Below are 24,628 nucleotides of genomic sequence, written 5' to 3' on the forward strand. Positions count from 1 at the left end.
ATGCAGACAGGTGGCGAGCATTTACGGGGTGCGAGTGCGAGATGACTTCGGCCAGTAGGGAGTCTAGGCTCGAATGCCTTTCTACCAGCACAAGAAGAGCGCGCCGCATGCCCCGCTTTCTCGCCGTCTACACCATGAAACCCGAAGACCTCGCCCGCTTTCGCAGCCTGCCCAAGTCCGAGCAGAACGCGATCGACACCGTCGGGTTAAAGCAGTGGGCGGACTGGGAGCAGAGGAACGCTGCGTCATTCCCCGATCGTGGTGGCATGGTCGGCAGGACGACGCGGGTGACCAAGGATGGCATCGCCGCCGCCGCGAATCCCTTCTGCGGCTATATTGTCGTTGAGGCCGAGACCATCGAGGCCGCCGCCCGCCTCTTCGAGAACCACCCGCATTTCTCTGTCTTTCCAGGGGACGGCGTGGACATCATGCCCTTCCTCACCGACCCCGCGCCCTAACCGTCCACCTGAGTCGCATACGTCACGACCCCTCGACTGTTCCGCTACCGATCATGCCAGGGACGCGATGCTTCTATGGCGACATGGATCCTTCCGACGCCAAGCTGCCTGAAGTGGGGACTCGATAAAGAGCGCCCCTCTTGACTCGTTCGGGCGCACCATTAGTAGACTATTTAGCGTCCTGTGCTGGGCGATCTTGTTGATCCAGGCGAAGGCAATCGAGATCAATGCAGAATTCGATGGGGCTGTCATGAACAACGCTGCGATATTTGATCGGCGAACAGCGCTGCGACTTTCGGCTTGGCTGCTTCTTGTGGGCCAAATTCTATACGTAGTGGTCACCCTATTTCATGCTGGCGGAGACGCCAACAACCACCCCGTCATCTTCGCAAGGTATGCCGCCAGCGGCACGTGGACTATCGTACATGTTGCCCAGTTCGCTTGCACCGCCATTTTGCTGGCGGGTCTATTGGCTTTGTTCTTTGGCCTCGATCCTCAGACTGAAACTGCGAAGTGGACCGGCCGATTCGGCGCGGCTTTGACGGTAGCGGCCTTTGCAATTTACGGCGCTGTGCTGGCGGTGGATGGGGTCGCGCTCAAGCAGACGGTGGACGCTTGGGTGAGCGCACCGGAGGCGGAGAAGGCTGCCCGCTTCGCGACGGCCGAGGCAGTCCGCTGGCTCGAGTGGGGGATGAGGAGCTACGAAAACTTCACGTTGGGGTTCGCAGTGCTCCTCTTCTCGGTCACGGTGGCGCTAACGGCGAGGATCCTACGGCCGATTGCCTGTCTTATGGCGCTCTCGGGCCTTGCTTATTGGCTGCAGGGCTGGACGGCCGGGTCCGACGGCTTCTCGACAAGCCACGTAATCGGCATCGAGGCGTCCGAGGTCCTGAATGTGGTTTGGGCCGCATGGCTGCTGGTCGTCGTTTCGCGAGATCATGAGTTAATGCCATCAAGTTCAAACCCGGCGGGCGCGGGTTAGGTGCTGAGTGGCAGCGCCAACCGGTAATCCCGAAAAGTGACTGCCGCCTGCCAGGCGTCTCTGGCGCGTTCCTGCCGTCCTCCAAACATCCAAGCACAGTCGGCATGAATGAGTTTCAGCCCCTTGAGCATCAGGTTCTTAGATCCGGCGCCAGTCAGTTCCGGCTGTTGAGATGCTGCACCCGCCGCAGCGCTGGGAACAGCCAGGCCCACAACCCCGCAACCGCGATGGCGCCGATGCCGCCGACCACCACCGCCGGTACGGTGCCGATCAGCGCCGCCATGGTGCCGGCGCGGAATTCACCGACTTCGTTGGAGGCGCCGACGAAGACCTGGTTGACGGCGTTGACGCGGCCGCGCACGTCGTCGGGCGTCCACAGCTGGATCAGCGTTTCGCGGATATAGACGCTGAACATGTCGGTGGCGCCAAGCAAGGCAAGGGCCGCGATCGACAGCCAGGTGATGGTCGAAACGCCGAACAGCACGGTGAAGGCGCCGAACAGGCCGACGAAGCCGAGCATGATCTTGCCGGCATGGCCGCGGATCGGATGGCCGGCCAGCCAGACGGCGACGCAGATGGCGCCGATGCCGGGCGCGGAGCGCAACAGCCCGAGCCCCCACGGGCCAAGCTGCAGGATGTCGCGCGCATAGACCGGCAGCAGCGCCGAGGCGCCGGACAGAAGCACGGCGAACAGGTCGAGCGAGATGGCGCCGAGCACGATCTTCTCGCTCCAGATGTAACGGAAGCCGGCAAACAACGTCTGCATCGTCGGCTTGTCGGTGGCGGTCTGCTGGGCAGGCTTGGGAATGGTGTAGATCAAAAGCGCGGCGACCAGCATCAGCGCGGCGGCGGTGGCGTAGGCGATTTCGGCGGAGACGCCGTAGAGCAGGCCGCCGGCGACCGGGCCGACGATGGTCGCCGTCTGCCAGGCGGACGAGTTCCAGGCAATCGCGTTGGCGAAATCCTCCTGCGGCACCAGATTGGCGAACAGCGAGGAGGACGCCGGTCCGTAGAAGGCGCGCGCGATGCCGAACATGGCGAGCACGAGGAAGATCGGCAGCGGGCTGGTCAGGCTGCGCAGCGTCAGGACCAGCAGAAAAAGCGCGCAGCCGCCCTCGACCAGCGTCGACAAGGTCATGATCAGGCGGCGGCCGAAGCGGTCGGCGACGACGCCGGTGACCAGCACCAGAAGCAGCGACGGCAGGAACTGGACGATGCCGACAATGCCGAGGTCGAACGGATCGCGGGTCAGATCGTAGACCTGCCAGCCGACCGCGACGGAGACGATCATGGTCGCGAAAGTGGTGAGGAAGCGCGCCGTCCAGTAGCTGAGGAACGGGCGGTGCCGGAAGGCGGCGTAGCGCTGTTCCGGCGAGGTCTGTTCAAGTGCCATGGAGAGAGGGGCCCCGTTGCGATCATATCGGCCGGCGGGGCACTTCCCTGGCGGGCGCTGTTCCGGCCACAGGACCTTCGAGCGAAGGCCCATGCCGGATTTGCGCTAAAAACCGGACCGGATCAAGGGTTTTCGGGTGCTTCGTTTGAAGCGTAGGCGGACGTTACGCCCTCAGCGCAGCGGAAATGGCTTCGAGCCCGCCGCGCAGTTCCGCTTCTCTCGGCCAGCCGAAGCCGACGCGGAAGAAGCGCTTCGGCATGTCGAACCAGTGGCCGGGGCCGACATAGGTGCCGTGTTCTTCCAGCAGCCTGGTATAGAACCGGTCGAGATCGAAGCCGGCATCGACGTTGAGCCGCGGGAAACCGACGACGCCGCCTTGCGGCCGCACCCAGTCGACCAGCATCTCCTGGTCGATCCAGGCCTGGACGATGTCGCGCCGCTTCGACATCTCAGGCAGCAGCGACGACAGGAAGGCGTCGCGGCGCTCAAGCATTTGAAGCGCCACCGCCTCGTCGATGACGCTGCCGCAGATACCGATCTGCTCCTTGGCGGCAAGGAATGTCTCCTGCAGTTGCGGATCGCGGGTGGTTAACCAGCCGATGCGGATGCCCGGAATGCCGAAGGCTTTCGACAGCGAGGAGACGCTGATGGCGCTCGCGCTGAGCGATGCGGCAGACGGCAGGCGCTGCCCGTAAGAGAGGTCGCGATAGGTCTCATCGACCAGCAGCCGGCATTCATGTCTTTCGGCAAGCGCGATCAGCGCGTCGAGCTCGGTCCGCGCAATGACCGTGCCGGTCGGGTTATGCGGGCAGGTGACGCTGATCAGCTTCGTGTTCGGCCGCATGGCTGCCGCGACGCGCTCGACGTCCGTGGCGAAACCCTGGTCGAAATCCAGGTCGACATAGGAGATGGCGCAGCCGATCGCCTTGGGTGTCTCGATGTTGGTGGCGTAGTTCGGCCGCACGACGACGAGGTGATCGCCGGGCGAGAGCAGCGAGGTGGCGATGATGAACAGCGCGCCGGCAGCACCCGCGGTCACCAGCACGTCGTCGGGGGAAAGCCCCTCGTTCTGTGCCGCGATCAGAGAACGCAATTGCTTGTCGCCGCGATGTTCGCCGTAGAACAGCGTCAGATCGGGCAACGACAGGCCGATATCGGAAAGCTTCTGGTCGGCGATCGAGCTTTCGGAGAGATTGTAGCGGATGCGGTCGTAGCCGTATTCCTCCGGCGCCTCCTTCTCGATCACCATCCTGGCGTAGTTCATCGCCGTGCTCCCCAAAATGCCGGCTTACCCAAGCCATAAAAACATGAAGCCTGCCAAGGCGGATTCGCCGGCAGGCTTCTCAAATCGTTGGCACAGGCAGGCTTCGCCTCAGGCGGTAGCCTTGGCCCTTCTTCCCCTGGCGGGCTTCACCGGCTCGGGTTCCGCTTTGCGGCCGAGGCCGATCGCCTTGGCCAGTTGCGAGCGCGAGGCCGCATAGTTGGGCGCGACCATCGGGTAGTCGGCCGGCAGCCCCCATTTGGCGCGGTAGGCTGCCGGGGTCAGCCCGAAATGGACGCCGATATGGCGCTTCAGCGACTTGAACTTCTTGCCGTCCTCGAGACAGATGATGTAGTCCGGCGTCACCGACCGTTTGGGGTTGACGGCGGGAGTCTGCGGCGGCGCGGCCGGCGCCTGCGGCTGGCCAAGCCCGCCGATCGAAGTGGCGACGCTGGCGATGAGCTCGCTCAAGCCGGAAACGGGCAGGCGGTTCTTGGCGACATAGGCCGACACGATGTGAGCGGTGAGCTCGAGCAGGTCGGCTTCGTTGGCAGTGTTGGCGTCCTCGTCCACGTAAAATCCTCCGTCTGTGCCGCATGGCCCGAAAATCGGGCTGTAGATAGATGTAGATAAAAGCGCTGCCACCTGCCTTGCGCGTCCGTGCGGGCGCGAGGCTGCAGTCGCGCGAATTCCTAGTCGGCAAATCTGCACGATGCAATGATTTATCGTGCGATCACACGTTGTTTTGAACAACTATACTGAAATGTAACAATATCAGACGATCAGCGCTTTGTCGCGCCATAGTCGAAATCCGCCCTCGAAAGCGCGTGTGTTGTCACCGCGTCTGGATCTGGCGGGCAATTCATCAAGCTTGTCGACATTGCCGCCGCCGATGACCACATAGTCCGGCTGCAGGGCGGCGCAAAGCCTGTCGACGACGTCGAAAACGTATTTGCGCCACCGTTTCTTCCCGTGTTTTAAAAGACCGCGTTCGCCGACATAATCCTCGAAACTGAAGCCCTTCCGGTAGGGTAGGTGAGCGAGTTCCATCGGCTGCGCGACATGTTCGAGGATCATCGCGGCGCCGAGGCCCGTGCCCAGGCCAAGGAACAGCATGCGGCCGCCCTCATAGCTGCCGATTGCCTGCATCAGCGCGTCGTTGACCAGCTTGACCGGCTTGCCGAAGGCGGCGCCGAAATCGTAGCCGTTCCAGCCCTTGCCGAGATTGAAGGGATCGAGCGACGGCTTGTTGTCCCGCACCGGGCCTGGATAGCCCATCGAGATGACGTCATAGTCCAGGCCCTCGGCCAGTTTCTTGACCGATGCGACCACCTGCTGCGGGGTCAGGCCCGGCCCCGATTCGGTGCGGCGCAGCTCGCCGCCGGCGCTGGTGAGGATTTTTACATGCGAGCCGCCGACGTCGATGGTGAGCACGATCTGCTCAGCTGCCGGCACGGCTGGTCTTGCCGTCTTCGCCATTCCCGTTTCCCCAAACTATTTCGTCGGATTGATCCAGCCATTGGGCGGGCCGAAGCCGTTCATGGCCTCGGCCGGTCCCCAGGTCTTCGGCGCATAGACGTGCGGCGGCGTGGTGTCGCCAAGCACCGGTCCGACGATGCGCCAGGCAAGCTCGGCCGCGTCCTGGCGCGTGAACAGCTGGCCGTTGCCGTTCATGGCGTCGCCGATCAGCCGCTCATAGGGCGGCATGTCGCCCTTCGAGTCGTCGAGCGCGGTGAGTTCCACCTGCTCGCCGAGCATGTCGTCGCCGGCCATCTTGCGCTGCGCGCCGATCGAGATCGCCACCTGCGGATCGATGCGGAAGCGGACGTAATTGGCGTCGCTTGGCTTGATCGGGTCGAAGACATCGAGCGGCGGCCGCTTCATCCGCACGATCACTTCGGTAGCATGCACCGGCATGTTCTTGCCGGCGCGGATAAAGAACGGCACGTCCCGCCAGCGCCAGGTGTCGACGAGGAACCGCACCGCGGCGAAGGTCTCGACCGGCGAGTTCGGCGCGACGCCGGGTTCGGCCAGATAGCCGTCGAACTGGCCGCGCACGACATCTTCCTTGGTCAAGGTGCGGATCGCGCGCAGCACCTGCACCTTCTCGTCGATCAAATCGTCGGCGGAGCGACCGACCGGCGGCTCCATGGCCAAGAGCAGGAGGATGTTGAGCAGATGGTTCTCGATGACGTCGCGGATGCAGCCGACCTCGTCATAAAAGCGGCCGCGGCCCTCGACGCCGAAATCCTCGGCCATGGTGATCTGCACGCTTTCGACGAAATTGCGGTTCCAGATCGGCTCGAGGAAGGAGTTGGCGAAGCGGAAATAGAGCAGGTTCTGGATCGCCTCCTTGCCGAGATAGTGGTCGATACGGAAGATCGACTGCTCGTCGAACACCAGATGCAGCACGCGGTTCAGCCAGCGCGCCGATTGCAGATCGTGGCCGAAGGGCTTTTCCACCATCAGCCGCGCGCCATGCGTCGTGCCCGACTGCTCCAGCCCCTGGACAACGGTCTCGAACATGGTCGGCGGCACGGCCATATAATGCAGCGGCCGCTGCGCCGAGCCGAGCGCCGTCTTCAGCTTCTCGAAGGTGGCGCCGTTGCGATAGTCGCCGCTGACATAGCGCAGCAGCGAGGCGAATTTGGCGAACACCTTCTCTTCGATGCCGCCGAGCGCCGTGACGATGCCGTCGCGGGCGCGCGCCTGCAATTTGGCGATGTCCCAGGGGTCGAAGGCGACGCCGATCACCGGTTCGGTGAGCGAGCCCTTGGCGACCATCTGATAAAGAGCGGGAAATATCTTCTTGTGGGCAAGGTCGCCGGTCGCCCCGAAAAGCACCAGCGTGTCGGACCTCTCCTGGCTCATGCTTGTTCTCCCCTCACGCGCCGGTCTTCGGCTTCTCGACATGGCCGCCGAACGCATAGCGCATGGCGGACAACAGCTTGTCGGCGAATTCGGATTCGCCTTGCGAGGAGAAACGGTCGAACAGCGCCGAGGACAGGACGGGCGCCGGAACGCCGGTGTCGATGGCCGCCTTGAGCGTCCAGCGGCCTTCGCCGGAGTCCGACACGCGGCCGCCGAACTGGGCCAGCGTCGGATCGTTCTGCAGCGCGCCGGCGGTGAGGTCGAGCAGCCAGGAGCCGATGACGCTGCCGTGCCGCCAGACCTCGGCCACCTGGGGCAGGTCGATGTCGAACTGGTAGTATCTGGGGTTCTCCAGCGGGCTGGTCTCGGCGTCCGCGCTGCGCTGCCTTTTGCCGGCATTGGCGGATTTCAAAATGTTCATGCCCTCGGCATAGGCGGCCATGACGCCGTATTCGATGCCGTTATGCACCATCTTGACGAAATGGCCGGCGCCGCTCGGCCCGCAATGCAGGTAACCGAAGGGCGCGGTTCCGGCATCCTTGGGCGGATTGGCGCCGGCATCGGCGCCGGGCGCCAGCGTGGCGAAGACCGGATCGAGGTGGCGCACCGCCTCGTCGGGGCCGCCGATCATCAGGCAGTAGCCGCGCTCCAGGCCCCAGACGCCGCCGCTGGTGCCGACATCGACGAAGTTGATGCCCTTGACCGCCAGTTTCGCGGCTTGGTCGACGGCGTCGTGATAATAGGAATTGCCGCCGTCGATGACGATGTCGCCCGGTTCCATCAGCGCCGCCACCTGGTCGACGATCCTGCCGGTGATCGCCGCAGGCAGCATCAGCCAGGCGCAGCGCGGCTTGGCGAGCTTGGCCACGAATTCTTCGAGCGAGGCGGCGCCGACGGCGCCGTCCTTGACCATGCCGGCGACGCTCGCCGAGTTGATGTCGTAGACGACGCATTCATGGCCGTCGCGCATCAGGCGGCGCACCATATTGGCGCCCATCCTGCCCAGTCCCATCATTCCGATCTGCATGGTTTCATCCGATTGCTGGAGGAAGGAAAAATCTACTGGCTGTCCGGCGCGTCGATGCCGACTGTGAAGTCGACATTCTCCCAACGCTGCGCTTCGGGCCAGAAAAAAGTGAAGACGATCGTGCTTCCGGGCCGCAGGCCGGCAACGGACAAGTCGACCAGATGGACGCCGAAGGCATTTTCGGCGGTCCTGTCGTCGCGCACCGTCAGCCATTTGTCGCTGCTCCAATGCACGACGCCGCGCGCCGGCAGTTCTATGCGCAGCGTCTTGCCGGCGGGGATCGAGCGGATCTTGTTGTTGAAGCGCCATATCCTGAAGGGCGAGACCGTGTTGCCCTTGATGTAGCGCTCGACGCCTTGCGGCGGCAGATCGAAGACGGCGCCGTCGCGCAGCGAGCGCAACAGCTTGATGTGCTCGGCATGCGCCCAGACCAGCGGCATGGCGCTGCCAGAAGGCGCGCCGAGCCGCAACTCGCGCTCCGGCATGTCGGGGCCGTCCCAGACCTGCTCCGGAAGCAGGCCGCCAGGCCCGGCCGAGCGCTCGAAGGTTTCCAGCAATTCTGCGGCTTTGTCCTTGCGGCCGGCCGCGAGTTCGTAATGCGCCCGCTCGCCGGCGAGCAGCGGCCAGGGCCGGCCTTGTCCGGTGCCGTCGAAGGGCGAACCGTCCTCATGCTCGCCATAGCCGTCGCCCGTATAGCGGTACCAGAGCGGGCCTTGCGGCAGCTCGCAGCGCAGCTCGGCGTCGATGGCCATGATGGTGTCCAGAATGCGCGGATCGTCGGGCGCTCTGAGGCCGAAGCGGACCAGCGCCAGCGCGTCGGGGCTGATGATGGCTTCGGCCGGGCGGTCGCTGTCGCCCGGCAGCCGGTTCCTGATCGGCACGAAGCCATCCTTCGGCGAGGCGGCGCCGGCATCGTCGGGCGGCGCGATGCGGACATAGTAGCCGGCGACGCCATACCTGGCGCACAGCTGTGTGCCCGCGACATAGGTCCAGCGCTCGATCTGGTCGTTCCAGCAATCGGCGGTCTCACGCAGATAATTCGCCGGCTCATTTTTGCCGCAGGCGTCGAGCATGTCGGCGGCTGCCAGAAGCGCCGCGATCTCGACGGCAAGCGTGAACGGGCTGTAGCCGGCGTCTTCCTCCCAGCGGTCCTCGCCGGTAACCGGGCCGTTGCGCACGACATAGGAGGCGGCGTTCTCGATCATCGGCAGGAAGTCGGCAAGCGCGGCGCGCGGCAGGTGGCCGGCGCGGCGCAAGGCGTCGGCAAGCAGCAGCGGAAAGGCGCATTCGTCCATCTGGATGCCCGGCCAATAGGCGGTGCCGTCGGACCAGGCATTTTGCGGCCAATGGCCGTCCGGCTGCTGGATCGAGCGCAGATAGGCTAGGATCTGCAGCGCCTGCCTGCCGTCGCCGGCGGCGAGGAATCCGCCCGCCGTCTCGACCAGGTCGCGCGGCCAGACCAGGTGATAGCCGCCGAGATCGTCATCGCCCTTGCTGAAACCCCAGGGGATCGACAGGCTGGCGACGGCGGCGCCCGGCTTGGCGACGGACAGATGCGTGGCGAGCACCGCCGTGCTGACGCGGTAGGTGTTTTGGCCCGATGCTGCGCGCCGGTCGAGCTTTTCCAGCCTGGCCTGAAATTTGCGCCAGTTCGCGACGTAGATCTCTGCGGCGGGCTCGAAGCCCTGCTTGAGGCTCGCCAGGGCTAGGTCCGCCGCCTCTTCCGGCGAGGCGCCGAAGCCGAGCGCCAGCAAAACAGTGTCGTTACCGGTCGAAAAGCCGATCTCGCCGGTCAGCGCCACATTGCCGTCCTCCGCTCGCTGGCAGGCGAGATCGAGCACGCCGCCATCCTTCAGCTGCTGCCAGCCGTCGGAAAAGCCGACATAGCCGGCGGAGCAGTCGCCCCAAGGCAGCGAGGAAGCCAGCGCGATCGAGACTCCGCGCCCCGATGCAAAGAGGAGCCGCTTTCCCTTGTGCTCGCCGACCCATGCCGTGTTGCCCATGCCGGCATTGACGAGATGCGGCGCAAGCAGCGCATAGGCGCGATAGTCTCCGGCCGAGCCCTTCAGCGGAGCGAATGTAACTTCCTGCAGCAGGACAGGCCGTTTCGGGTCCGTGATGATGCGCTTTCCAATCCGGTAGGAACCGTCGATCGCGGTGTTGGTCAGCCGGTAGCCGGGGACGCCATCTTCGAAAGGCTGCGTGGCGTGGAGGGTATCGCGCTTCTCTTCCGAGAAAGTGCCGCCAGGGCCGGTGACGATCAGGCCGAAGTCGCGCGTGCAGGCCTTGTCGAGGCGGGGATAATAGATTTCGTTCAGAATGCCGTGGCTGATGGTGAACCAGAGCGGGCTCTTTGCCGAAAGCGCGGTGCCGACGCCGCTCTTGGCGCTTGATGTCCAGCGTGCGGGAATTCCGGGCGCGCCTTTAGCAACGGTCGGCGTCACTGCCATGCATTGGTCTCCTGCCGCGTTCCTAGACCAGGAGTCGCCGTCTTTTCAATCGTCGCACCGCAAGTTGATCGAGCAGTGCCAATGCTTTGCAGTTGACAGCTTGCGGTTCCTCTGAATTTGTCTGACAATAGATAAAAAACAGAGAATTCGCGTTACGGCCATCTGTTAATAGCAGCAACCTCGGGAGGAACCGACATGAAGAAACTGCTCGTACTGAGTGCATTCGCGGCGATGCTCGCCTCGGGCACCGCGCTTGCCGACACCAGCGGCAAGAAGATCGCCTTCTCCAACAATTACGCCGGCAATTCATGGCGCCAGGCGATGCTCGACAGCTACGGCATCGTCTCCAAGAAGGCGGTCGAGGACAAGGTGGTCGGCGCGGCCGATGTCTTCACCACCGCCGACAAGGAAGTGCCGACCCAGGCCGCGCAGGTGCAGAACCTGATCCTGCAGGGCTATGACGCCATCGTCATCAACGCCGCTTCGCCGGATGCGCTCAACGGCGCCATCAAACAGGCCTGCGATGCCGGCATCGTGGTCGTCTCCTTCGACGGCACCGTGACCGAGCCCTGCGCCTACCGGGTCGTCGTCGACTTCAAGGACATGGGCAAGCAGGAAGTCGAGCAGATGGCCAAGTTCCAGCCGAAGGGCGGCAATCTTCTCGAAATCCGCGGGCTGGCCGGCACCTCGATCGACGATGCCATCCATGCCGGTATCCTCGAAGGCGTCGCCGCCCATCCCGAATTCAAGATCGTCGGCTCGGTCACCGGCGACTGGGACCAGACCACGGCGCAGAAGGCGGTGGCGACCATCCTGCCGTCGCTGCCGGACGTCGTCGGCATCGTCGACCAGGGCGGTGACGGCTACGGCGCGGCGCAAGCCTTCGCCGCCGCCGGCAAGCCGCGCCCGACCATCATCATGGGCAACCGCCAGGACGAGCTGAAGTGGTGGAAGGAGCAGAAGGAGAAGGACGGCTACAAGACCTGGTCGGCCTCGATCGCGCCCGGCGTCTCGACGCTGGCCTTCTGGGTGGCGCAGCAGGTGCTCGACGGCCGCAAGGACGTTCCGCACGACCTTCTGGTGCCCTATCTCGCCTTCACCCAGGACGATTTCGAGGCCGCGCTGCCGAAGATCAAGGAAGGCAGCGTCGCCACGCACGAATACACGCAGGAAGATGCTATCGCGGCCATCAAGGCCAACATCAAGCAATAGCGGCGCGAAATTTGCCAACCGCATCGCCAACCGGATAAAAGTTGAGGATGCTCCAGGCTATTGCAGATATCGTCAGGCTGAACGGCGCCGAAAAGCATTTCGGCGCCGTTCGGGCGCTCAACGGCGTCGATTTTCATGTCGGCGCCGGCGAATGCGTCGGTCTGGTCGGCCACAATGGCGCCGGCAAGTCGACGCTGATGCATATGGTGGCGGGCACGCTGCGGCCCGACGGCGGGCAGATCGCCGTGCGCGGCAATGCGGAAGCGAGCTATTCCGTGGCGCGCGCACTCGAGCTCGGCATACGCTGTGTCTTCCAGGAGCTGTCGCTCTGTCCCAATCTAAGCGTGGCCGAAAACACGCGCATCAATCATCCCTCGCTCGCCGGCCTCGGCTGGCGGCGCAAGGCAGCCGATCTTATCCAGGCCAAGCTCGACGAAATCTTTCCGGACCACGGCATCGCGGCGGACGACATCGCCGGAGATCTCTCGATCGGCAGGCGGCAGATGGTCGAGGTGGCGCGCGCCTTCACGCTGACGCGCGAACCGCTGCATCTGGTCATCCTCGACGAGCCGACCTCCTCGCTCGATGCGCATACAGCCGGCCAGCTGCTGGCCTTCGTGCGCCGCTTCGTCGAAGCGGGCGGCAGCTGCATCCTGATCTCGCATGTGCTGAACGAAGTGCTGCAGAATGCCGACCGCATCGTCGTCATGCGCGACGGCAAGGTTGTCGCCGCCGACGCGGCCAGCGCCTTCGACCGCGACAAGCTGGTCGCCACAATGGGCGGGGCGGAGGCGCATCGAAAAGCGGTTACCGAGAAAGCAAGATCGGAGGCAGGTCCACTCAGGGTCAAGGCGCGTCCGGTACAGCAACAGGACGGCAAGGAGCTTGTCGCCCGCGCGGGCGAGATCATCGGCCTTGCCGGGCTTGCCGGGCATGGTCAGACGGACCTGCTGCTGGCGATATTTGCGGCAGCGTCCCGCGCCAGGGCCGGCATCGAGGTGACGGCGCCGGTGGCGCTGGTGGCCGGCGACCGCCAGGCGGACGGCATCTTTGCGCAATGGTCGATCGCCGAAAACATCGGCATCCGTTCGCTGGCGCGCTTGCGCAACGGCCTCCTGATCTCGCCGCAGCGCGAGGCGGAACTCGCCGATTTGTGGAAGAAGAAGATCGGCATCCGCACGCCGGACATGAACAACAACATCTATTCGCTGTCGGGCGGCAACCAGCAGAAGGCGCTGTTTGCCAGGGCGCTCGGCTCCGACGCCCAGATCGTGCTGATGGACGACCCGATGCGCGGCGTCGACATCGGCACCAAGCTCGAAGTCTACGACCTGGTGCGCGAGGAAGCCGCCAAAGGCCGCACCTTCCTCTGGTACACCACCGAAACCGAAGAGCTCGACAATTGCGACCACGTCTATGTCTTCAAGAACGGCCGCATCGTCGCCAATCTCGGGCGCGACGAGCTGACGGAGGAAAAGATCATCCAGTCCTCTTTCGGCGATGCGGCCTGAGATGACGGCGATCGCCCCGGGTACAACTCCCAGATCCTCGCCGCGCGGCAATGCTGCGCGGGCGCGCATGCTGCGCAGCCTGTTGCCGGCGCTGTCGCTGGCGCTGGTGCTGATCGCCATCGCCTGGCTCAACCCGCGCGCGATCAGCTATTTCGGCTTCACACTGATGCTCAATTTGGCGATCCCGATCGCCTTGGCGACGATCGCGCAAATGTTCGTCATCGCCGGCAACGAGCTCGACCTCTCGATCGGCACCTTTGTCGGCTTTGTCGGCTGCGTCACCGCGACCTGGCTGCGGGAGGCGCCGCTGCTCGGCATCGTCGTGCTTGTGGGATCGATCGGCATTTACGCGCTGCTCGGCGCGCTGATCCATCTGCGCAATTTGCCGTCGATCGTGGTGACGCTCGGCATGAGCTTCGTCTGGCAGGGCCTTGCCATCCTCATCCTGCCCAAGCCTGGCGGCAAGGCGCCGGACTGGCTGCTTTCGATCATGGCGTTCAAGCCGCCCTACATCCCGTTCCCGATCCTCGCCGCGCTGCTGATCGCCGCGATCGTGCATTTCGGCCTGATGCGCACCTCCTACGGCGTCATCCTGCGCGGCTCCGGCGGTAACGCGGCGGCGCTGCGGCGCGCCGGCTGGTCTCTGCTCAAGACCAAGATCGTGCTGTTCGCGCTGACCGGCCTGTTCGGCGTGCTTTCCGGCATGGCGCTGATCGGCATCACCACTTCGGCCGACGCCAATATCGGCAACGGTTACACGCTGCTGTCGATAGCCGGCGTCATTCTGGGCGGCGGCGAATTCGTCGGCGGCCGGGTGTCGCCGATCGGCGCGGTCATCGGCGCGCTGACGCTGGCGCTTGCCGCCTCGCCGCTCTTGACCTTCATGCACATTCCGCCCGACTGGCAGGTGGCGGCCAACGGCGCCATCCTGATCATCGTGCTGGCGGCCAGGGTGCTGATCAGCCGCAGGGAGAGGTGAGCGATGGCCTCGCTGCGCATGGTGCTCACAAAGCCCTGGATCTGGTCGTTCATCGGCGCGCTTTTCGTGTGGCTGGCGACCATCGCCTTCACCGGCGGTTACGGCGCCGGCGGCATGGTCACCGCCGCGCTGTCGCTCGCCGTCTTCACTGTCATCGTCGGCGTCGGCCAGATGTTCGTCATCACACTCGGGCCCGGCAATGTCGACCTGTCGCTGCCGGCCAATATCGGGCTCGCCAGCGCGGTGGCTATGAAAGTAATGGGCGGCAGCGATTCCATGATAGTCGTCGGGCTGCTCGCCGCGCTCGCCTGCGGCGCGGCGATCGGCGCCATCAACTACCTGCTGATCTGGGCGCTCAGGATCCCGCCGATCATCGCGACGCTCTCGGCAAGCTTCATCATCCAGTCGGTCGACATCAGCTACGGCCGCGGCCTGCAAATCAAGCCGCCGCCGGGCTTCGCCGATTTCACCAACTGGCAAATCCTCGGCATTCCGGTGCTGGCGATGCTGACGATGGTCTTCACCATCGGCGCGGCGCTCGCCTTGCGGCGCATGATCTACGGCCGCTCGGTCCTGGCGATCGGCCAGAACATCCGCGCCGCCTGGCTGGCCGGCGTCGATGTCGGCCGCATCCGCTTCCTCACCTACACGTTGTCCGGCACGCTCGGCGGCCTGGATGGGGCGCTGCTCGCCGGCTATTTCCGCGGCGCCAATGTCGATATCGGCAACGAATACCTGCTTGCGTCGATCGCCGTCGTGGTCATCGGCGGCACCTCGGTCGCCGGCGGCAAGGCCAATGTGCCGGGCGTGTGGGGCGCCGGCCTGTTCCTTGTGCTGCTACTCACCATGCTCAACACATTCGGCGTCAGCGCCGGGGTGAGGCTGGTGCTGACGGGGCTGATCATTGTCGGGGTGATTACGGCGGCGGGCGGGGAGAAGGCGGTGCGGTGAGGTATCGCGCTTCGTCATCCTCGGGCTTGACCCGAGGATCCATTCCGTGATCGTCGCCGAAGGGCGCAGCGCCTCAGGATAGGTTCGATTCGCTGGCATCGAACGGCAAGAGCGAAACCTCCACCGCCATAGCGCACCTGCGTCACGGAATGGATCCTAGGTGTTTAGTCCCTGCATTTGATGGATTGGATCGAGTCTGAACCGCTCAGGCTCTTTTTTCCAGACATTGCAGATGAACTCGAAGGGAGTGATGCCCTTGAGGGTCTTCAGTCGCCGGCCGAAATTGTAGGCTGCGACGAAGTCGTTGAGGTGCTGTCGCAATTGGTCGTGATCGTCGTAGTGGAAGCGCTTGACGGTCGCGTCCTTGATGGTGCGGTTCATTCGCTCGACCTGGCCGTTGGTCCAGGGATGCTTCACCTTGGTGGTACGATGCTCGGTGCCGTTGTCGCGGCAGGTGCGCCCGAAGATGTGCTCCATGGCGGTGCGGTCCTGCTCGCGGTTTTTGAACTGGACGCCGTTGTCGGTGAGGATCGTGTGGATCTGGTAGGGAACTGCCTGGATGAGGTGGCGCAGGAACTCGGCCGCGATCATTTTTGTGGCCCGCGTGTGGAGTTCGACGTAGGTGAACTTGCAGGTTCGGTCGATGGCCACGAAGAGATATAGCTTGCCCTCGGCGGTCTGCACCTCGGCGATGTCGATGTGGAAATAGCCAATCGGATAGGCCTTGAACTTCTTCTTGGGCTGCTTGTCGCCTTCAACCTCGGGCAATCTCGAAATGCCATGACGCTGCAGACAGCGATGCAATGACGAGCGCGTCAGGTTCGGGATCGTTGGCTGCAGCGCATAGAGACAATCATCCAGGGGCAACAGCGTATGCCGGCGGAAAGCGACGATGACAGCCTCTTCCTCGATCGACAGCACCGTCGACTTCGGGGCTTTGGGACCAGTCGGCAGATCAGCGACCGAAGTTCGCCCCTTCCATTTGGCAACCGTCTTCGGATCGATCCCGTAGCGCTTGGACAGCTTCCTCAGGCTCTCTTGACTATTTTGTATTGCTCGACGGATTGCCTCTGTCGTCGTGGCGCGCCCATGCAGAACCTGGCCCATAGTGCCTCCTTCCAATCGGGGGAAAATAATGAACCATTAAAGCCTGGGATGAAACATCTAGAGACCCAACACTGAGCCAAAGGAGACCGGTCGTGAAAGTAATCCCCTTCCTGATGTTCGAAGGCAGGGCCGAGGAGGCCATGATCCTCTATTGCGAGACCATCCCGGAGAGCCGCGTTGTCGACGTTACGCGCTACGGTGCGGGCGAAGACGGGCCCGAAGGGACGGTCAAGCTGGCTCGCGCCTCGATCGGCGGCACGGAGGTGATGATCTTCAACAGTCCGGTGCACCACGCCTTCACCTTCACGCCGTCGTTCTCGCTCTTCATCGACTGTTCCTCCGAAGAGGAACTGCAGCGCATCGTCGACGTCCTTTCCAGGGACGGGGGATTTCTGATGCCGACCGGAGATTACGGTTTTAGCCGCCGCTTCGCCTGGCTCAACGACAGGTTCGGGGTCTCCTGGCAGATCAATTTGCCCTGACGAACAGGAGGAAGTCGTGGAACTCAAAGAAGCTCCCACCGCCGAAACGGCCATGCTGATCCGCCGGCCGGTCGCCGACGTCTTCGAAGCCATCGTCGATCCGGCAATCACGACGAAATTCTGGTTCACCCATTCCAGCGGCAGGCTGGATAGCGGCAAGCCGGTTCAGTGGGAATGGCGCATGTATGGCGTCTCGACTGACGTCGAGGTCAGCGAGATCGTCCCCAACGAAAAGATCGTCATGCGCTGGAGCGATCCGCCGACCACGGTCGCCTGGACATTCACCGCAATGCCGGACAACGCGACCTTCCTCGAAGTCCGCAATTTCGGCTTCGCCGGCACTGGCGACGAACAGGCCAAGCATGCGGTCGAATCGACCGGCGGCTTCACGCTGGTGCTCGCCGGCGCCAAGGCCTGGCTGGAGCAAGGTCTGACGCTCGGCCTGATTGGCGACCGCCATCCGAAGGGCTTGTAGAAGGCTAGGATCGACGTCTCTCCTGCTCCGTCACATAGTGGCGGAGCACCCGGTTGATTTCTGTTTGATAGCCACCGCCCTTCTTTACATGCTCTCTGAACCAATCGAGCACGTCAGCATCAAGACGAATAGTGACGGGCTGTTTGAGGGGGCGATAGAACTCTCCCCGGCGAGCGTAGGCCCAGTTCTCCGCCGGCGCTTCCGGAATATCCAAAGTATCGATCTGATCGTCAGGCAGATCGGTCAGCTTAGCCAGTTGATCACGTTGATCCTGATTAAGGTCCTTCCTGCTCATAGCACTTCCTTCCATACGGCGCGGCTTTGCGAGCGCCGACAATTCTAACACGCTCTTCGTCTGCCACGGTCGGATACGTGTGAACAACGAGCAGGATCACCTGGGTTCCGACCATACCGATCGCATGCCATCGCTGTTCCCCGTCTTCGAAACGATCGGGCACAATCAGATGAAGCGGCTCGTCAAAAACCTTCTGCGCGAGGTCAAAGGCGACACCCATGTTTGACAAGATTGTGTCGCGCTTTCTCAGGATCCCACTCGAACCGCATCGCGTTCCTTCGGCATACAAATATGTATGTACAAATCTGTAAAAGTCAATGCTTATTGCCCGCCGCCGGACCTTTGCTTCTTGCGCCGCCGCGCCAGCATGTTGAGCCCTTCGACCAGCGCCGAAAAACCCATGGCGGCGTAGATGTAGCCCTTGGGCACATGGTAGCCCATGCCGTCGGCGATCAGCGTCATGCCGATCATCAACAGGAAGCCCAGCGCCAGCATGACGATGCTGGGGTTCCTGGCGATGAAGTCGGCGAGTGGCCCGGCCGCCAGCATCATCACGCTCACCGCCACGATCACCGCGATGTACATGATGGCGATCTCGTCCGTCATGCCGACGGCGGTGATGATGGAATCGATCGAGAAGACGAGATCGAGCAGCAGGATCTGAAAAATCGCCCCGGCAAGCGAGATCTGCAGCGTCTCGCCGAGCATGGAATCCTGATGGTCGACGGGGTCGACCGTGTGGTGGATTTCCTTGGTCGCCTTCCAGACAAGAAACAGGCCGCCGGCGATCAGGATCAGGTCGCGCCAGGAAAAACCGTGGCCTAAGGCGGTGAACACCGGCGTCGTCAGCTGGACGATGACCGAGATGGTGGCAAGCAGCACCAGCCGCATCACCAGCGCCGCCGAGATGCCGAGCCGCCGGGCCCGGGCCCGCTGGGCTTGCGGCAGCTTGTTGGTGAGGATCGAGATGAAGATCAGATTGTCGATGCCGAGCACGATCTCCAGCACCACCAGCGTCAGCAGCGCGATCCACGCGGTCGGATCGGAAACGAAGGCAAAGTGCGGTGCCAGGAATTCGACAAGCTGCATGAAGGTCGTTCCCTCTACGATCTAGAGCAGTTTTCGCGGGTTCCGTCGCCAGTTAGGTGCTGGCGTAGCTCATATCAATGTCACGACCAGAAGGATGGCGCCGTTTCCTCCAGCCGCGGCCCGCGACGAAACGGCGCGATCTTCTCGGCCAGCCCGCTGCGGTCGGAAATCTCGACGCCGACGCCGCATAAAGTCGCCGGCCCTGTCGACGCCTCGAAGCGGCCCTTCGGTACTTTCGACAGGAAGCGGTTGAGCGGTTCTTCCTTGTCCATGCCGAGCGAGGAATCATAGTCGCCGCACATGCCGGCATCGGAAATGTAGGCGGTGCCGCCATTGAGGATCTGGTGGTCGGCGGTCGGCTGGTGGGTGTGGGTGCCGACGACCAGACTGGCGCGGCCGTCGACGAAATGCGCGAAGCACATTTTTTCCGAGGTCGCCTCGGCATGAAAATCGATCACCGCCGCATCGGCCTGTTCGCCGAGCGGGCAGGCCGAAAGCTCGCGCTCGCCGGCCTGGAACGGATCGTCGAGCTCGGGATGCATGAAGACGCGGCCCATGATGTTGGCAACCAGCACCCGCGCGCCGTTCCTGGCGATGTAGACGCCGGAGCCGCGGCCTGGCGTGCCCTTGGGGAAATTGGAGGGGCGCAGGAAGCGTTCCTCGCGCGGCGCGAAGATCAAGGCGTCGCGCTGGTCCCAGACATGGTTGCCGGTGGTGACGACGTCGGCGCCCGCCGAAAGCGTCTCGCGAAAGATCTCCTCGGTGATGCCGAAGCCGCCGGCGGCGTTCTCACCGTTGACGATGACGAAGTCGAGCTTGAAGTCGGCAATCAGGCCAGGCAGTTGTTCCCACACCGCCGTCCGTCCTGTCTTGCCGACCATGTCGCCGAGGAAGAGAAGTCTCATGCAGCGTCGCGCGGACCAAGCGCCCGCGAGACCGTCTCCGGTTCCTTGACGATGACGCGCAGGTAGGCCTGCGCCGCCTGATCCGGCTCAGTCCTGCCTTGCTCCCAGTCCCTCAACGTGCCGAGCGGAATGAGATAGCGGACGGAAAACTCCTCCTGGGTAAGATGCAGGGCCCTGCGGATCACCTTGACGCGCGCGACAGGCGCTACGTTTATTCGATCTCCGCTCATGGGCGGATTGTCTTTGTCGGCCAAGGCGCCGGACTCTGCCTCCGCATCACTCATGCTGCGCAGACGCGCCCAATCGCTTTCAGCCTTGGCGTGCTTCGTCATATGCTTTCTGCTCATGGCGTGTCGCCTTTCTGGCGGAGATCAGTCTTATTCGGTCGCCACGTTCGGTATAGACCACCGTCAAGACCACGCCATTGATCATACCAATACCAATGAAGCGCTCTTCCTCATAGTGCATGGACGATCGACATAGTGCAGTCCATGAATGTCATCGAACAGACGCTTGGCATCTGAAAATGCCACACCGTGCTTGGCAAGATTGCTCGCTGCCTTGTCCCCGTCCCATTCGAATTCAAGCATATTTCCCTACTGGATTTCAGTAGTATCCGCCTGACAGGCGCTTGCGTCAAGCGGCGAACCGGCGCAACCCGCTCTCGGTGAGTATTTCCGCGATGACCACGTCATGGTCTTCGTTCGGCACCTGCTGCACTTCCTGGCAGTCGAAGGCGATGCCGATCAGCCTGGGCGTCAGCCCCTTGTCGACGAGCTTGCCGATGGCGCGGTCGTAATAGCCGGCGCCGTAGCCGATGCGGTGGCCGCGCGCGTCGAAGGCGGCAAGCGGCACCAGCATGAGAGAGGGGTCGAGCACCTCGGCCTCCTCATGCGGGCCGACGGTGCCGAAGCCCATCTCGACCATCTGCGCGCCGCGCACAAGTTCGCGAAAGACGATGGTGGTCTTGTCGAGGATCGCCGGCAGGCAAAGGCGTGCGCCCTTTTCGCGCAGCGCAAACATCAATGGCCGCACATCGACCTCGGAGCGCATCGGCCAGAAGCCGGAGACGACCTGGCCGGGCTCGATGGCGATATGGTCCTTAGCGGTCTCGGCCATTTCGAGCGCGATTTCCACCCGCCAGAATTCGTCGAGCGCGTCCCGCCGCGCCAAGGCTTCCTTGCGCAACTGTTTCTTCAGGTCTTTTGATGAGGTCGTCATGCGCAGACGCTAGAAAAGGTCAGATTTGGATGGAGTTTTAGGAGCGACGTTTTCTACCGCATGATCCACCGAAGTGTCAGCGGGTCGGTGAAAAGATCATGCGCAAAAAGAGGTCAGCGGAGCGAACTTTTCGTTCGTGAGCACCGCACAAAGCGGTGCGACGACAAAATCCGCCAAATATGGCCTCTTTAGATCAGTGACGATCCACACAACCGGTGGAGAGGTCGATCCCGGGTGCCTACAAAGTAGGTGGGCGCCGTGTGAGAAAACCCACGGGTCTTCCCAGGGACAGCTCCCTAAGGATCGATAAGGCCCCGGGGATAAGTTTCTCCTGCCGCGAAGCGCAGACCGTCCCAGCCAATATAGGCCGATGGTTAGCCGAGCGCCAGAAAAAGCGGGATCTGGAGGCACCATATTCGCTGCCCCCGAAATCATCGAACAAGGCTTGCCTCGATCGCTGCCCTTGCGCCGCCGGGATCGCCTCCTTACGGTCGCCGCAGAACGGCTAAGGAGAAAAGATGCGTTTCGAAGGCACCGCGGCCTATGTCGCCGACAAGGATCTGATGGTGGCGGTCAATGCTTCGATCGCGCTGAAGCGGCCTTTGCTGGTCAAGGGCTAACCCGCCACACCGGCAAGACCGAAAAAAGCGCTGCCCAACCTGCATTGCGCGCCGATGAGAAACTAACAGGACGTGCATCTGTTCGAGCGCCTGGCCTTCATGGCGAGACGGCAAGGGTAAGCAGCAACAGCGCTTTCCCTTGCGTGGACCTTTGCCGCCGAACCATCGCCGAGGCAGCGTCAAATAGAAAAATCGGAGGGAACCAAATGTCCGAAATCACCGTCCGTCCCTTGGCGCAATCCGACCACGCCGACTGGCGTCGCCTTTGGACCGCCTATCTCACCTTCTACGAGACGAAATTGCCTGATGATGTCTACGACGTCACCTGGAAGCGGCTATTCACCGAAGGCGAGTTCGAGCCGAAAGGTTATATCGCCACGCTCGACGGCAAGGCCGTTGGCCTGACCCACTATCTCTACCATCGCTCCTGCTGGTCGCAGTTGAACAATTGCTACCTGCAGGATCTGTTCGCCGATCCGGAGGTACGTGGCAAGGGCGTGGGCGCCGCCCTGATTGAAGCCGTCAAGCACGAGGCCGGCAAGATCGGCGTCAGGAACGTCTACTGGATGACACACGAGACCAACGCCACGGCGCGCAAGCTCTACGACCACGTGGCAAGGCGGACAGGGTTCATCGAGTATGATCTGCTCTGATCAGTGGCCGAACGCGGTCTGACTCAACCCGGAAGCTGAGAAGAACTGGCGCTACACCCATGATCCGCGACATCTTCGGCGGCCACATGTTCCCGCTGACGCTGGCCGGCTCGAAACCGCGACCAGGCAGCTTTCAAGGAGGCATTGAGCCATCCCGGCGCTGGGCAGGCACGTAACAAATGCCTATCTTGTTGCGAATATGAGTTGCAACCAACAACAAGCCGCCAAGGCCGAGGAGATTTCATGGACACCCACGCCTATCCCGTCACACGCACCGATGCCGAGTGGCGCGCCCGGCTGACGCCTGAGCAGTACGCCGTCATGCGCGGTCACGGAACCGAGCGCCCCGGCAGCTGCGCCCTGCTCCACGAGAAGCGCGCCGGCACCTTTTCCTGCGTCGGCTGCGACCAGCCGCTGTTCGAATCCAAGCTGAAGTTCGAGAGCGGCACCGGCTGGCCGAGCTTCAACGATCCGGTGCCGGGCTCGGTCGAAACCACGGTCGACCGCAGCTACGGCATGGTCCGCACCGAATGTCATTGCTCGCGCTGCGGCAGCCACCTCGGCCATGTCTTCGACGACGGCCCGCCGCCGACCGGCCTGCGCTACTGCATCAATGGCGTGGCGCTGAAATTCGAGCCGGCTGCCTGACGGCATCCAATAACTTTTCAGCAGGGGCGGCTTCGGCCGCCCTTTCTTATGCAGGCGCCTGACTATGCCTCACACGACCACCGTCGCGATCAGCCAGAATGCCGAGCCCAGCATCATCAGCGAGGCCTTGGCGCCGCCGGATTTCTCCGCGGCGCGCCAAACGGCAAGAGCCAAAAAAATGTTGTAGGGCACCGGCAGGAAATGCACTGCCAGCACGATCCCGAGCGGCAGCGTCAGCCCGAGCAGGACGAGTGCAAGCACTGTGGACGCGATGTTGATGACGGTGCCGACAAGTACCATGTCGCGCCAGAACAGCCGATCGAGCGACACTTGGTTCCGCCAGCGTGCGCGGAAGAAATCGGTTTTGCGGCCGATTTTTCCGGACACCTCACCGGTCGGATCGAAGTCGTTCATCAACCGAGCCTCTCAGAGCGCAGCGCCAAAGATTTCGACCACTCCGACAGGAGGATGTCGCAAAATTTGACCCGAATGATGCAGAAATCCGGCGCCCAAACGTCTACCATCACAGAACTGTGACCCATATCCTATTCTGTCGTTTTCGCCGCAACACGGAGGAGTTCGGAATGAGCGATCAAGTCTACAACGTTCTCTTTCTCTGCAATGCCAACTCGGCCCGCTCGATCATGGCCGAAGCCATACTTAACAAGCTCGGGGCTGGCCGTTTCAAGGGCTATTCCGCCGGCTCGCGACCGAAGGGCACCGTCCACCCCCGTGCGATTCAGTTGCTGGAGAACATGGGCCACGACACCTCGTTTGCCCGGTCGAAGAACTGGAACGAATTTTCAGGGCCGGACGCGCCGGAGATGAACTTCGTCTTCACGCTCTGCGACACTACGGCGAATGAAAGTTGTCCGGTCTGGCCAGGCCATCCGATGACCGCGCTTTGGGCTGTCCCCGATCCCTCCAAGGCCGGCGGCACCGAAGCCGAGCAGCATTTCGCTTTCGCCGAGGCCTACCGCATGGTCGGCAACCGCATCGCGCTGTTTATAAATCTGCCGATGGTGTCGCTCGACAAGCTGACGCTGCAGCGACATCTCGAAGAAATTGGCCGCGACGAAGCAAGGCCAAACTGAACGCGACTTTTTTGTATCCTGAATCAGGTCGTCATGGCCGCGCCCTCGTCCCCCAGGACTTCGATAATGGCGCGCTCGAAACGTGAGCACTCCGTCACCATCCAGTCGGCCATTGCCGGCCAATTGTCCTCGGCAAAGCAGTTTACCCGCCACTGCGAATTGATGCCGAGGTTCTGAGCGCTTTGTTCCGGCCTGAGCTTCAGCCTCGCCTCGATTGCCGGCTGGAACGGCTTCAGCCGTGTCCAGACGTCGGTGGCGCCAAGCCTCTCGTTGCGGCCGAAAAAGACGCCGACGACGTTTTCGCTGGGCGCCACATACATGGAAAGCACCAGCCCGAATTCAGGCAGCCCGCGCTGCCAGAACCAGGGCCCGCGCCTCGCCAGCCGGGCCGTTTCTTGCGGATGGCGCTCGGCGAACAGGGCCCAGAAGCCGCGATGGCGAAACTCCGAGGCGCGACGGCCGCCGAAGTCGAACTCGCTCACGGCCGGGTATCCCGCACATCCTGGCCGAGACTGTTTCGAAATTCGCTCTGGCGAGTCATATGGTGGTGGTTTCGAGAACCGTAGCGCAGCGGACATTTAGGTCCGTGAGCAACGGAAGCGCAGAAAACGCCATCAGATGGCCGCCGGAGTAGAATTTCCAAACAGTCTCCTTAGACCATGCCGAGCGCGGCTTTGTAGAGGTCGAGGATGGACTCTTCCTCCTGGCGCTCGGCCTGGTCCTTCTTGCGCAGGCGGATGATCGTGCGTATCGCCTTGGTGTCGAAGCCGGTGCCCTTAGCCTCGGCGAAGACGTCCTTGATGTCGTCGGAAATCGTCTTCTTCTCTTCCTCGAGCCGCTCGATGCGCTCGATGAAGGCGCGCAGCTGGCCGGCGGCTACAGTCTGGCTGGTCTCGGTGATGTCGTCGGCCATTTTCTCTCCGCATCATTTCGTCGCCGCGATT

At 63.0% G+C, this 24,628-nt stretch carries 29 protein-coding genes, 1 other RNA gene and 1 pseudogene; 12 read left to right on the forward strand and 19 right to left on the reverse strand.

Annotated features, from left to right (window positions below):
* Nucleotides 1-107 precede the first annotated feature (107 nt).
* Together FJ974_RS04705 and FJ974_RS04710 are read left to right on the forward strand one after the other, a co-directional pair.
* Nucleotides 108-458, forward strand: a complete 351-nt coding sequence (locus FJ974_RS04705; protein ID WP_181177223.1) for a hypothetical protein — start codon at nucleotides 108-110, stop codon at nucleotides 456-458.
* A gap of 199 nt (nucleotides 459-657) precedes the next feature.
* Nucleotides 658-1,440 (forward strand): hypothetical protein, encoded by a 783-nt coding sequence (locus FJ974_RS04710; RefSeq protein WP_140536430.1) that lies wholly within the window; start codon nucleotides 658-660, stop codon nucleotides 1,438-1,440.
* 154 nt (nucleotides 1,441-1,594) lie between these two features.
* Here the strand turns inward: FJ974_RS04710 and FJ974_RS04715 are convergent, their stop codons facing one another.
* The 7 genes from FJ974_RS04715 to FJ974_RS04745 form a co-directional block, all read right to left on the reverse strand.
* On the reverse strand, nucleotides 1,595-2,833 hold the full coding sequence (locus FJ974_RS04715; protein WP_140536432.1) for an MFS transporter: 1,239 nt from the start codon (nucleotides 2,831-2,833) through the stop codon (nucleotides 1,595-1,597).
* Nucleotides 2,834-2,996: 163 nt separating this feature from the next.
* Nucleotides 2,997-4,097, reverse strand: a complete 1,101-nt coding sequence (locus FJ974_RS04720; protein WP_140536435.1) for a pyridoxal phosphate-dependent aminotransferase — start codon at nucleotides 4,095-4,097, stop codon at nucleotides 2,997-2,999.
* A gap of 108 nt (nucleotides 4,098-4,205) precedes the next feature.
* Complete coding sequence (locus FJ974_RS04725; RefSeq protein WP_140536437.1) at nucleotides 4,206-4,667, reverse strand: MucR family transcriptional regulator; 462 nt, start codon at nucleotides 4,665-4,667, stop codon at nucleotides 4,206-4,208.
* Nucleotides 4,668-4,868: 201 nt separating this feature from the next.
* On the reverse strand, nucleotides 4,869-5,573 hold the full coding sequence (locus tag FJ974_RS04730; RefSeq protein ID WP_140536440.1) for an ROK family protein: 705 nt from the start codon (nucleotides 5,571-5,573) through the stop codon (nucleotides 4,869-4,871).
* 15 nt (nucleotides 5,574-5,588) lie between these two features.
* Nucleotides 5,589-6,965 carry a glucose-6-phosphate dehydrogenase gene (gene zwf / locus FJ974_RS04735; RefSeq protein ID WP_140536442.1) on the reverse strand — a complete coding sequence of 459 codons (1,377 nt, stop codon included), beginning with the start codon at nucleotides 6,963-6,965 and terminating at the stop codon, nucleotides 5,589-5,591.
* A 13-nt stretch (nucleotides 6,966-6,978) separates the two neighbouring features.
* Nucleotides 6,979-7,992 carry a phosphogluconate dehydrogenase (NAD(+)-dependent, decarboxylating) gene (gene gnd / locus FJ974_RS04740; protein ID WP_140536445.1) on the reverse strand — a complete coding sequence of 338 codons (1,014 nt, stop codon included), beginning with the start codon at nucleotides 7,990-7,992 and terminating at the stop codon, nucleotides 6,979-6,981.
* A gap of 32 nt (nucleotides 7,993-8,024) precedes the next feature.
* Nucleotides 8,025-10,442 carry a glucan 1,4-alpha-glucosidase gene (locus tag FJ974_RS04745; RefSeq protein WP_140536447.1) on the reverse strand — a complete coding sequence of 806 codons (2,418 nt, stop codon included), beginning with the start codon at nucleotides 10,440-10,442 and terminating at the stop codon, nucleotides 8,025-8,027.
* A gap of 195 nt (nucleotides 10,443-10,637) precedes the next feature.
* On the opposite strand from FJ974_RS04745, the gene FJ974_RS04750 reads away from it, so the two are divergent.
* The 4 genes from FJ974_RS04750 to FJ974_RS04765 are packed head-to-tail and all read left to right on the forward strand — an operon-like array spanning nucleotide 10,638 to nucleotide 15,095.
* Nucleotides 10,638-11,654: an ABC transporter substrate-binding protein gene (locus tag FJ974_RS04750; protein WP_140536450.1), complete on the forward strand. Its 1,017-nt coding sequence runs from the start codon at nucleotides 10,638-10,640 to the stop codon at nucleotides 11,652-11,654.
* Between the two features lie 47 nt (nucleotides 11,655-11,701).
* Nucleotides 11,702-13,165, forward strand: coding sequence for a sugar ABC transporter ATP-binding protein (locus FJ974_RS04755; RefSeq protein WP_140536452.1), 1,464 nt, complete (start codon nucleotides 11,702-11,704; stop codon nucleotides 13,163-13,165).
* A 1-nt stretch (nucleotide 13,166) separates the two neighbouring features.
* Nucleotides 13,167-14,144 carry an ABC transporter permease gene (locus FJ974_RS04760; protein ID WP_181177224.1) on the forward strand — a complete coding sequence of 326 codons (978 nt, stop codon included), beginning with the start codon at nucleotides 13,167-13,169 and terminating at the stop codon, nucleotides 14,142-14,144.
* A 3-nt stretch (nucleotides 14,145-14,147) separates the two neighbouring features.
* Nucleotides 14,148-15,095 (forward strand): ABC transporter permease, encoded by a 948-nt coding sequence (locus FJ974_RS04765; RefSeq protein WP_140536457.1) that lies wholly within the window; start codon nucleotides 14,148-14,150, stop codon nucleotides 15,093-15,095.
* 156 nt (nucleotides 15,096-15,251) lie between these two features.
* On the opposite strand, the gene FJ974_RS04770 is transcribed toward FJ974_RS04765, so the two are convergent.
* Nucleotides 15,252-16,202 (reverse strand): IS481 family transposase, encoded by a 951-nt coding sequence (locus FJ974_RS04770; RefSeq protein WP_226891475.1) that lies wholly within the window; start codon nucleotides 16,200-16,202, stop codon nucleotides 15,252-15,254.
* A 92-nt stretch (nucleotides 16,203-16,294) separates the two neighbouring features.
* Here FJ974_RS04770 and FJ974_RS04775 point away from each other — a divergent pair, with 92 nt between their 5' ends.
* Both FJ974_RS04775 and FJ974_RS04780 read left to right on the forward strand, forming a co-directional pair.
* On the forward strand, nucleotides 16,295-16,684 hold the full coding sequence (locus tag FJ974_RS04775; protein ID WP_226891476.1) for a VOC family protein: 390 nt from the start codon (nucleotides 16,295-16,297) through the stop codon (nucleotides 16,682-16,684).
* 16 nt (nucleotides 16,685-16,700) lie between these two features.
* Complete coding sequence (locus FJ974_RS04780; RefSeq protein WP_140538122.1) at nucleotides 16,701-17,159, forward strand: SRPBCC family protein; 459 nt, start codon at nucleotides 16,701-16,703, stop codon at nucleotides 17,157-17,159.
* A gap of 4 nt (nucleotides 17,160-17,163) precedes the next feature.
* Here the strand turns inward: FJ974_RS04780 and FJ974_RS04785 are convergent, their stop codons facing one another.
* From FJ974_RS04785 to ssrS, 8 genes are all read right to left on the reverse strand, one after another.
* Entirely contained in the window at nucleotides 17,164-17,454 is a 291-nt protein-coding gene (locus FJ974_RS04785; protein ID WP_140538120.1) for a BrnA antitoxin family protein, read from the reverse strand.
* Nucleotides 17,435-17,674, reverse strand: a complete 240-nt coding sequence (locus tag FJ974_RS04790) for a BrnT family toxin (RefSeq protein WP_264296815.1) — start codon at nucleotides 17,672-17,674, stop codon at nucleotides 17,435-17,437. The genes FJ974_RS04785 and FJ974_RS04790 overlap by 20 nt, the downstream gene beginning before the upstream one ends.
* A 101-nt stretch (nucleotides 17,675-17,775) precedes the next feature.
* Entirely contained in the window at nucleotides 17,776-18,543 is a 768-nt protein-coding gene (locus FJ974_RS04795; protein WP_140538119.1) for a TerC family protein, read from the reverse strand.
* A gap of 80 nt (nucleotides 18,544-18,623) precedes the next feature.
* Complete coding sequence (locus FJ974_RS04800; protein WP_140538117.1) at nucleotides 18,624-19,448, reverse strand: YmdB family metallophosphoesterase; 825 nt, start codon at nucleotides 19,446-19,448, stop codon at nucleotides 18,624-18,626.
* Nucleotides 19,445-19,795: a helix-turn-helix domain-containing protein gene (locus FJ974_RS04805; RefSeq protein WP_226891478.1), complete on the reverse strand. Its 351-nt coding sequence runs from the start codon at nucleotides 19,793-19,795 to the stop codon at nucleotides 19,445-19,447. The genes FJ974_RS04800 and FJ974_RS04805 overlap by 4 nt, the downstream gene beginning before the upstream one ends.
* Nucleotides 19,758-19,916, reverse strand: a complete 159-nt coding sequence (locus tag FJ974_RS30375; protein ID WP_226891479.1) for a BrnT family toxin — start codon at nucleotides 19,914-19,916, stop codon at nucleotides 19,758-19,760. Before FJ974_RS30375 ends, FJ974_RS04805 begins: the two co-directional genes overlap by 38 nt.
* 168 nt (nucleotides 19,917-20,084) lie before the next feature.
* A complete protein-coding gene (locus FJ974_RS04815) occupies nucleotides 20,085-20,669 on the reverse strand; it encodes a 5-formyltetrahydrofolate cyclo-ligase (RefSeq protein ID WP_140538116.1) in 585 nt (194 codons plus the stop codon).
* Between the two features lie 197 nt (nucleotides 20,670-20,866).
* A non-coding RNA gene (ssrS, locus tag FJ974_RS04820) (6S RNA) lies at nucleotides 20,867-21,022 on the reverse strand.
* A 165-nt stretch (nucleotides 21,023-21,187) separates the two neighbouring features.
* Between ssrS and FJ974_RS04825 the strand changes: the two are divergent.
* The 3 genes and pseudogenes from FJ974_RS04825 to msrB form a co-directional block, all read left to right on the forward strand.
* Nucleotides 21,188-21,286 (forward strand): annotated as a pseudogene (locus FJ974_RS04825) (ATP-binding protein); the annotation flags it as partial.
* Between the two features lie 209 nt (nucleotides 21,287-21,495).
* A complete protein-coding gene (locus FJ974_RS04830; RefSeq protein WP_140538114.1) occupies nucleotides 21,496-21,942 on the forward strand; it encodes a GNAT family N-acetyltransferase in 447 nt (148 codons plus the stop codon).
* Nucleotides 21,943-22,185: 243 nt separating this feature from the next.
* Nucleotides 22,186-22,590, forward strand: coding sequence for a peptide-methionine (R)-S-oxide reductase MsrB (gene msrB / locus FJ974_RS04835; RefSeq protein ID WP_140538113.1), 405 nt, complete (start codon nucleotides 22,186-22,188; stop codon nucleotides 22,588-22,590).
* Between the two features lie 69 nt (nucleotides 22,591-22,659).
* On the opposite strand, the gene FJ974_RS04840 is transcribed toward msrB, so the two are convergent.
* Nucleotides 22,660-23,004, reverse strand: coding sequence for a hypothetical protein (locus FJ974_RS04840; RefSeq protein ID WP_140538111.1), 345 nt, complete (start codon nucleotides 23,002-23,004; stop codon nucleotides 22,660-22,662).
* A 170-nt stretch (nucleotides 23,005-23,174) separates the two neighbouring features.
* Between FJ974_RS04840 and FJ974_RS04845 the strand changes: the two genes are divergently transcribed.
* A complete protein-coding gene (locus FJ974_RS04845) occupies nucleotides 23,175-23,684 on the forward strand; it encodes an arsenate reductase ArsC (RefSeq protein ID WP_140538109.1) in 510 nt (169 codons plus the stop codon).
* A gap of 23 nt (nucleotides 23,685-23,707) precedes the next feature.
* Here the strand turns inward: FJ974_RS04845 and FJ974_RS04850 are convergent, their stop codons facing one another.
* On the reverse strand, nucleotides 23,708-24,166 hold the full coding sequence (locus tag FJ974_RS04850) for a hypothetical protein (protein WP_140538108.1): 459 nt from the start codon (nucleotides 24,164-24,166) through the stop codon (nucleotides 23,708-23,710).
* 170 nt (nucleotides 24,167-24,336) lie between these two features.
* Nucleotides 24,337-24,597, reverse strand: a complete 261-nt coding sequence (locus FJ974_RS04855; protein ID WP_140538106.1) for a DUF2312 domain-containing protein — start codon at nucleotides 24,595-24,597, stop codon at nucleotides 24,337-24,339.
* Nucleotides 24,598-24,628: the final 31 nt, after the last annotated feature.

This window comes from Mesorhizobium sp. B1-1-8 (assembly GCF_006442795.2).
Lineage (GTDB): Bacteria > Pseudomonadota > Alphaproteobacteria > Rhizobiales > Rhizobiaceae > Mesorhizobium.

Coding starts and splice junctions, on each gene's coding strand:
- FJ974_RS04705 (WP_181177223.1), top strand. CDS start 108: ATGCCCCGCTTTCTCGCCGTCTACACCATGAAACCCGAAGACCTCGCC.
- FJ974_RS04715 (WP_140536432.1), bottom strand. CDS start 2,833: ATGGCACTTGAACAGACCTCGCCGGAACAGCGCTACGCCGCCTTCCGG.
- FJ974_RS04720 (WP_140536435.1), bottom strand. CDS start 4,097: ATGAACTACGCCAGGATGGTGATCGAGAAGGAGGCGCCGGAGGAATAC.
- FJ974_RS04730 (WP_140536440.1), bottom strand. CDS start 5,573: ATGGCGAAGACGGCAAGACCAGCCGTGCCGGCAGCTGAGCAGATCGTG.
- zwf (WP_140536442.1), bottom strand. CDS start 6,965: ATGAGCCAGGAGAGGTCCGACACGCTGGTGCTTTTCGGGGCGACCGGC.
- gnd (WP_140536445.1), bottom strand. CDS start 7,992: ATGCAGATCGGAATGATGGGACTGGGCAGGATGGGCGCCAATATGGTG.
- FJ974_RS04745 (WP_140536447.1), bottom strand. CDS start 10,442: ATGGCAGTGACGCCGACCGTTGCTAAAGGCGCGCCCGGAATTCCCGCA.
- FJ974_RS04750 (WP_140536450.1), top strand. CDS start 10,638: ATGAAGAAACTGCTCGTACTGAGTGCATTCGCGGCGATGCTCGCCTCG.
- FJ974_RS04755 (WP_140536452.1), top strand. CDS start 11,702: ATGCTCCAGGCTATTGCAGATATCGTCAGGCTGAACGGCGCCGAAAAG.
- FJ974_RS04760 (WP_181177224.1), top strand. CDS start 13,167: ATGACGGCGATCGCCCCGGGTACAACTCCCAGATCCTCGCCGCGCGGC.
- FJ974_RS04765 (WP_140536457.1), top strand. CDS start 14,148: ATGGCCTCGCTGCGCATGGTGCTCACAAAGCCCTGGATCTGGTCGTTC.
- FJ974_RS04770 (WP_226891475.1), bottom strand. CDS start 16,202: ATGGGCCAGGTTCTGCATGGGCGCGCCACGACGACAGAGGCAATCCGT.
- FJ974_RS04785 (WP_140538120.1), bottom strand. CDS start 17,454: ATGAGCAGGAAGGACCTTAATCAGGATCAACGTGATCAACTGGCTAAG.
- FJ974_RS04790 (WP_264296815.1), bottom strand. CDS start 17,674: ATGGGTGTCGCCTTTGACCTCGCGCAGAAGGTTTTTGACGAGCCGCTT.
- FJ974_RS04795 (WP_140538119.1), bottom strand. CDS start 18,543: ATGCAGCTTGTCGAATTCCTGGCACCGCACTTTGCCTTCGTTTCCGAT.
- FJ974_RS04800 (WP_140538117.1), bottom strand. CDS start 19,448: ATGAGACTTCTCTTCCTCGGCGACATGGTCGGCAAGACAGGACGGACG.
- FJ974_RS04805 (WP_226891478.1), bottom strand. CDS start 19,795: ATGAGCAGAAAGCATATGACGAAGCACGCCAAGGCTGAAAGCGATTGG.
- FJ974_RS30375 (WP_226891479.1), bottom strand. CDS start 19,916: ATGCACTATGAGGAAGAGCGCTTCATTGGTATTGGTATGATCAATGGC.
- FJ974_RS04815 (WP_140538116.1), bottom strand. CDS start 20,669: ATGACGACCTCATCAAAAGACCTGAAGAAACAGTTGCGCAAGGAAGCC.
- FJ974_RS04830 (WP_140538114.1), top strand. CDS start 21,496: ATGTCCGAAATCACCGTCCGTCCCTTGGCGCAATCCGACCACGCCGAC.
- msrB (WP_140538113.1), top strand. CDS start 22,186: ATGGACACCCACGCCTATCCCGTCACACGCACCGATGCCGAGTGGCGC.
- FJ974_RS04840 (WP_140538111.1), bottom strand. CDS start 23,004: ATGAACGACTTCGATCCGACCGGTGAGGTGTCCGGAAAAATCGGCCGC.
- FJ974_RS04845 (WP_140538109.1), top strand. CDS start 23,175: ATGAGCGATCAAGTCTACAACGTTCTCTTTCTCTGCAATGCCAACTCG.
- FJ974_RS04855 (WP_140538106.1), bottom strand. CDS start 24,597: ATGGCCGACGACATCACCGAGACCAGCCAGACTGTAGCCGCCGGCCAG.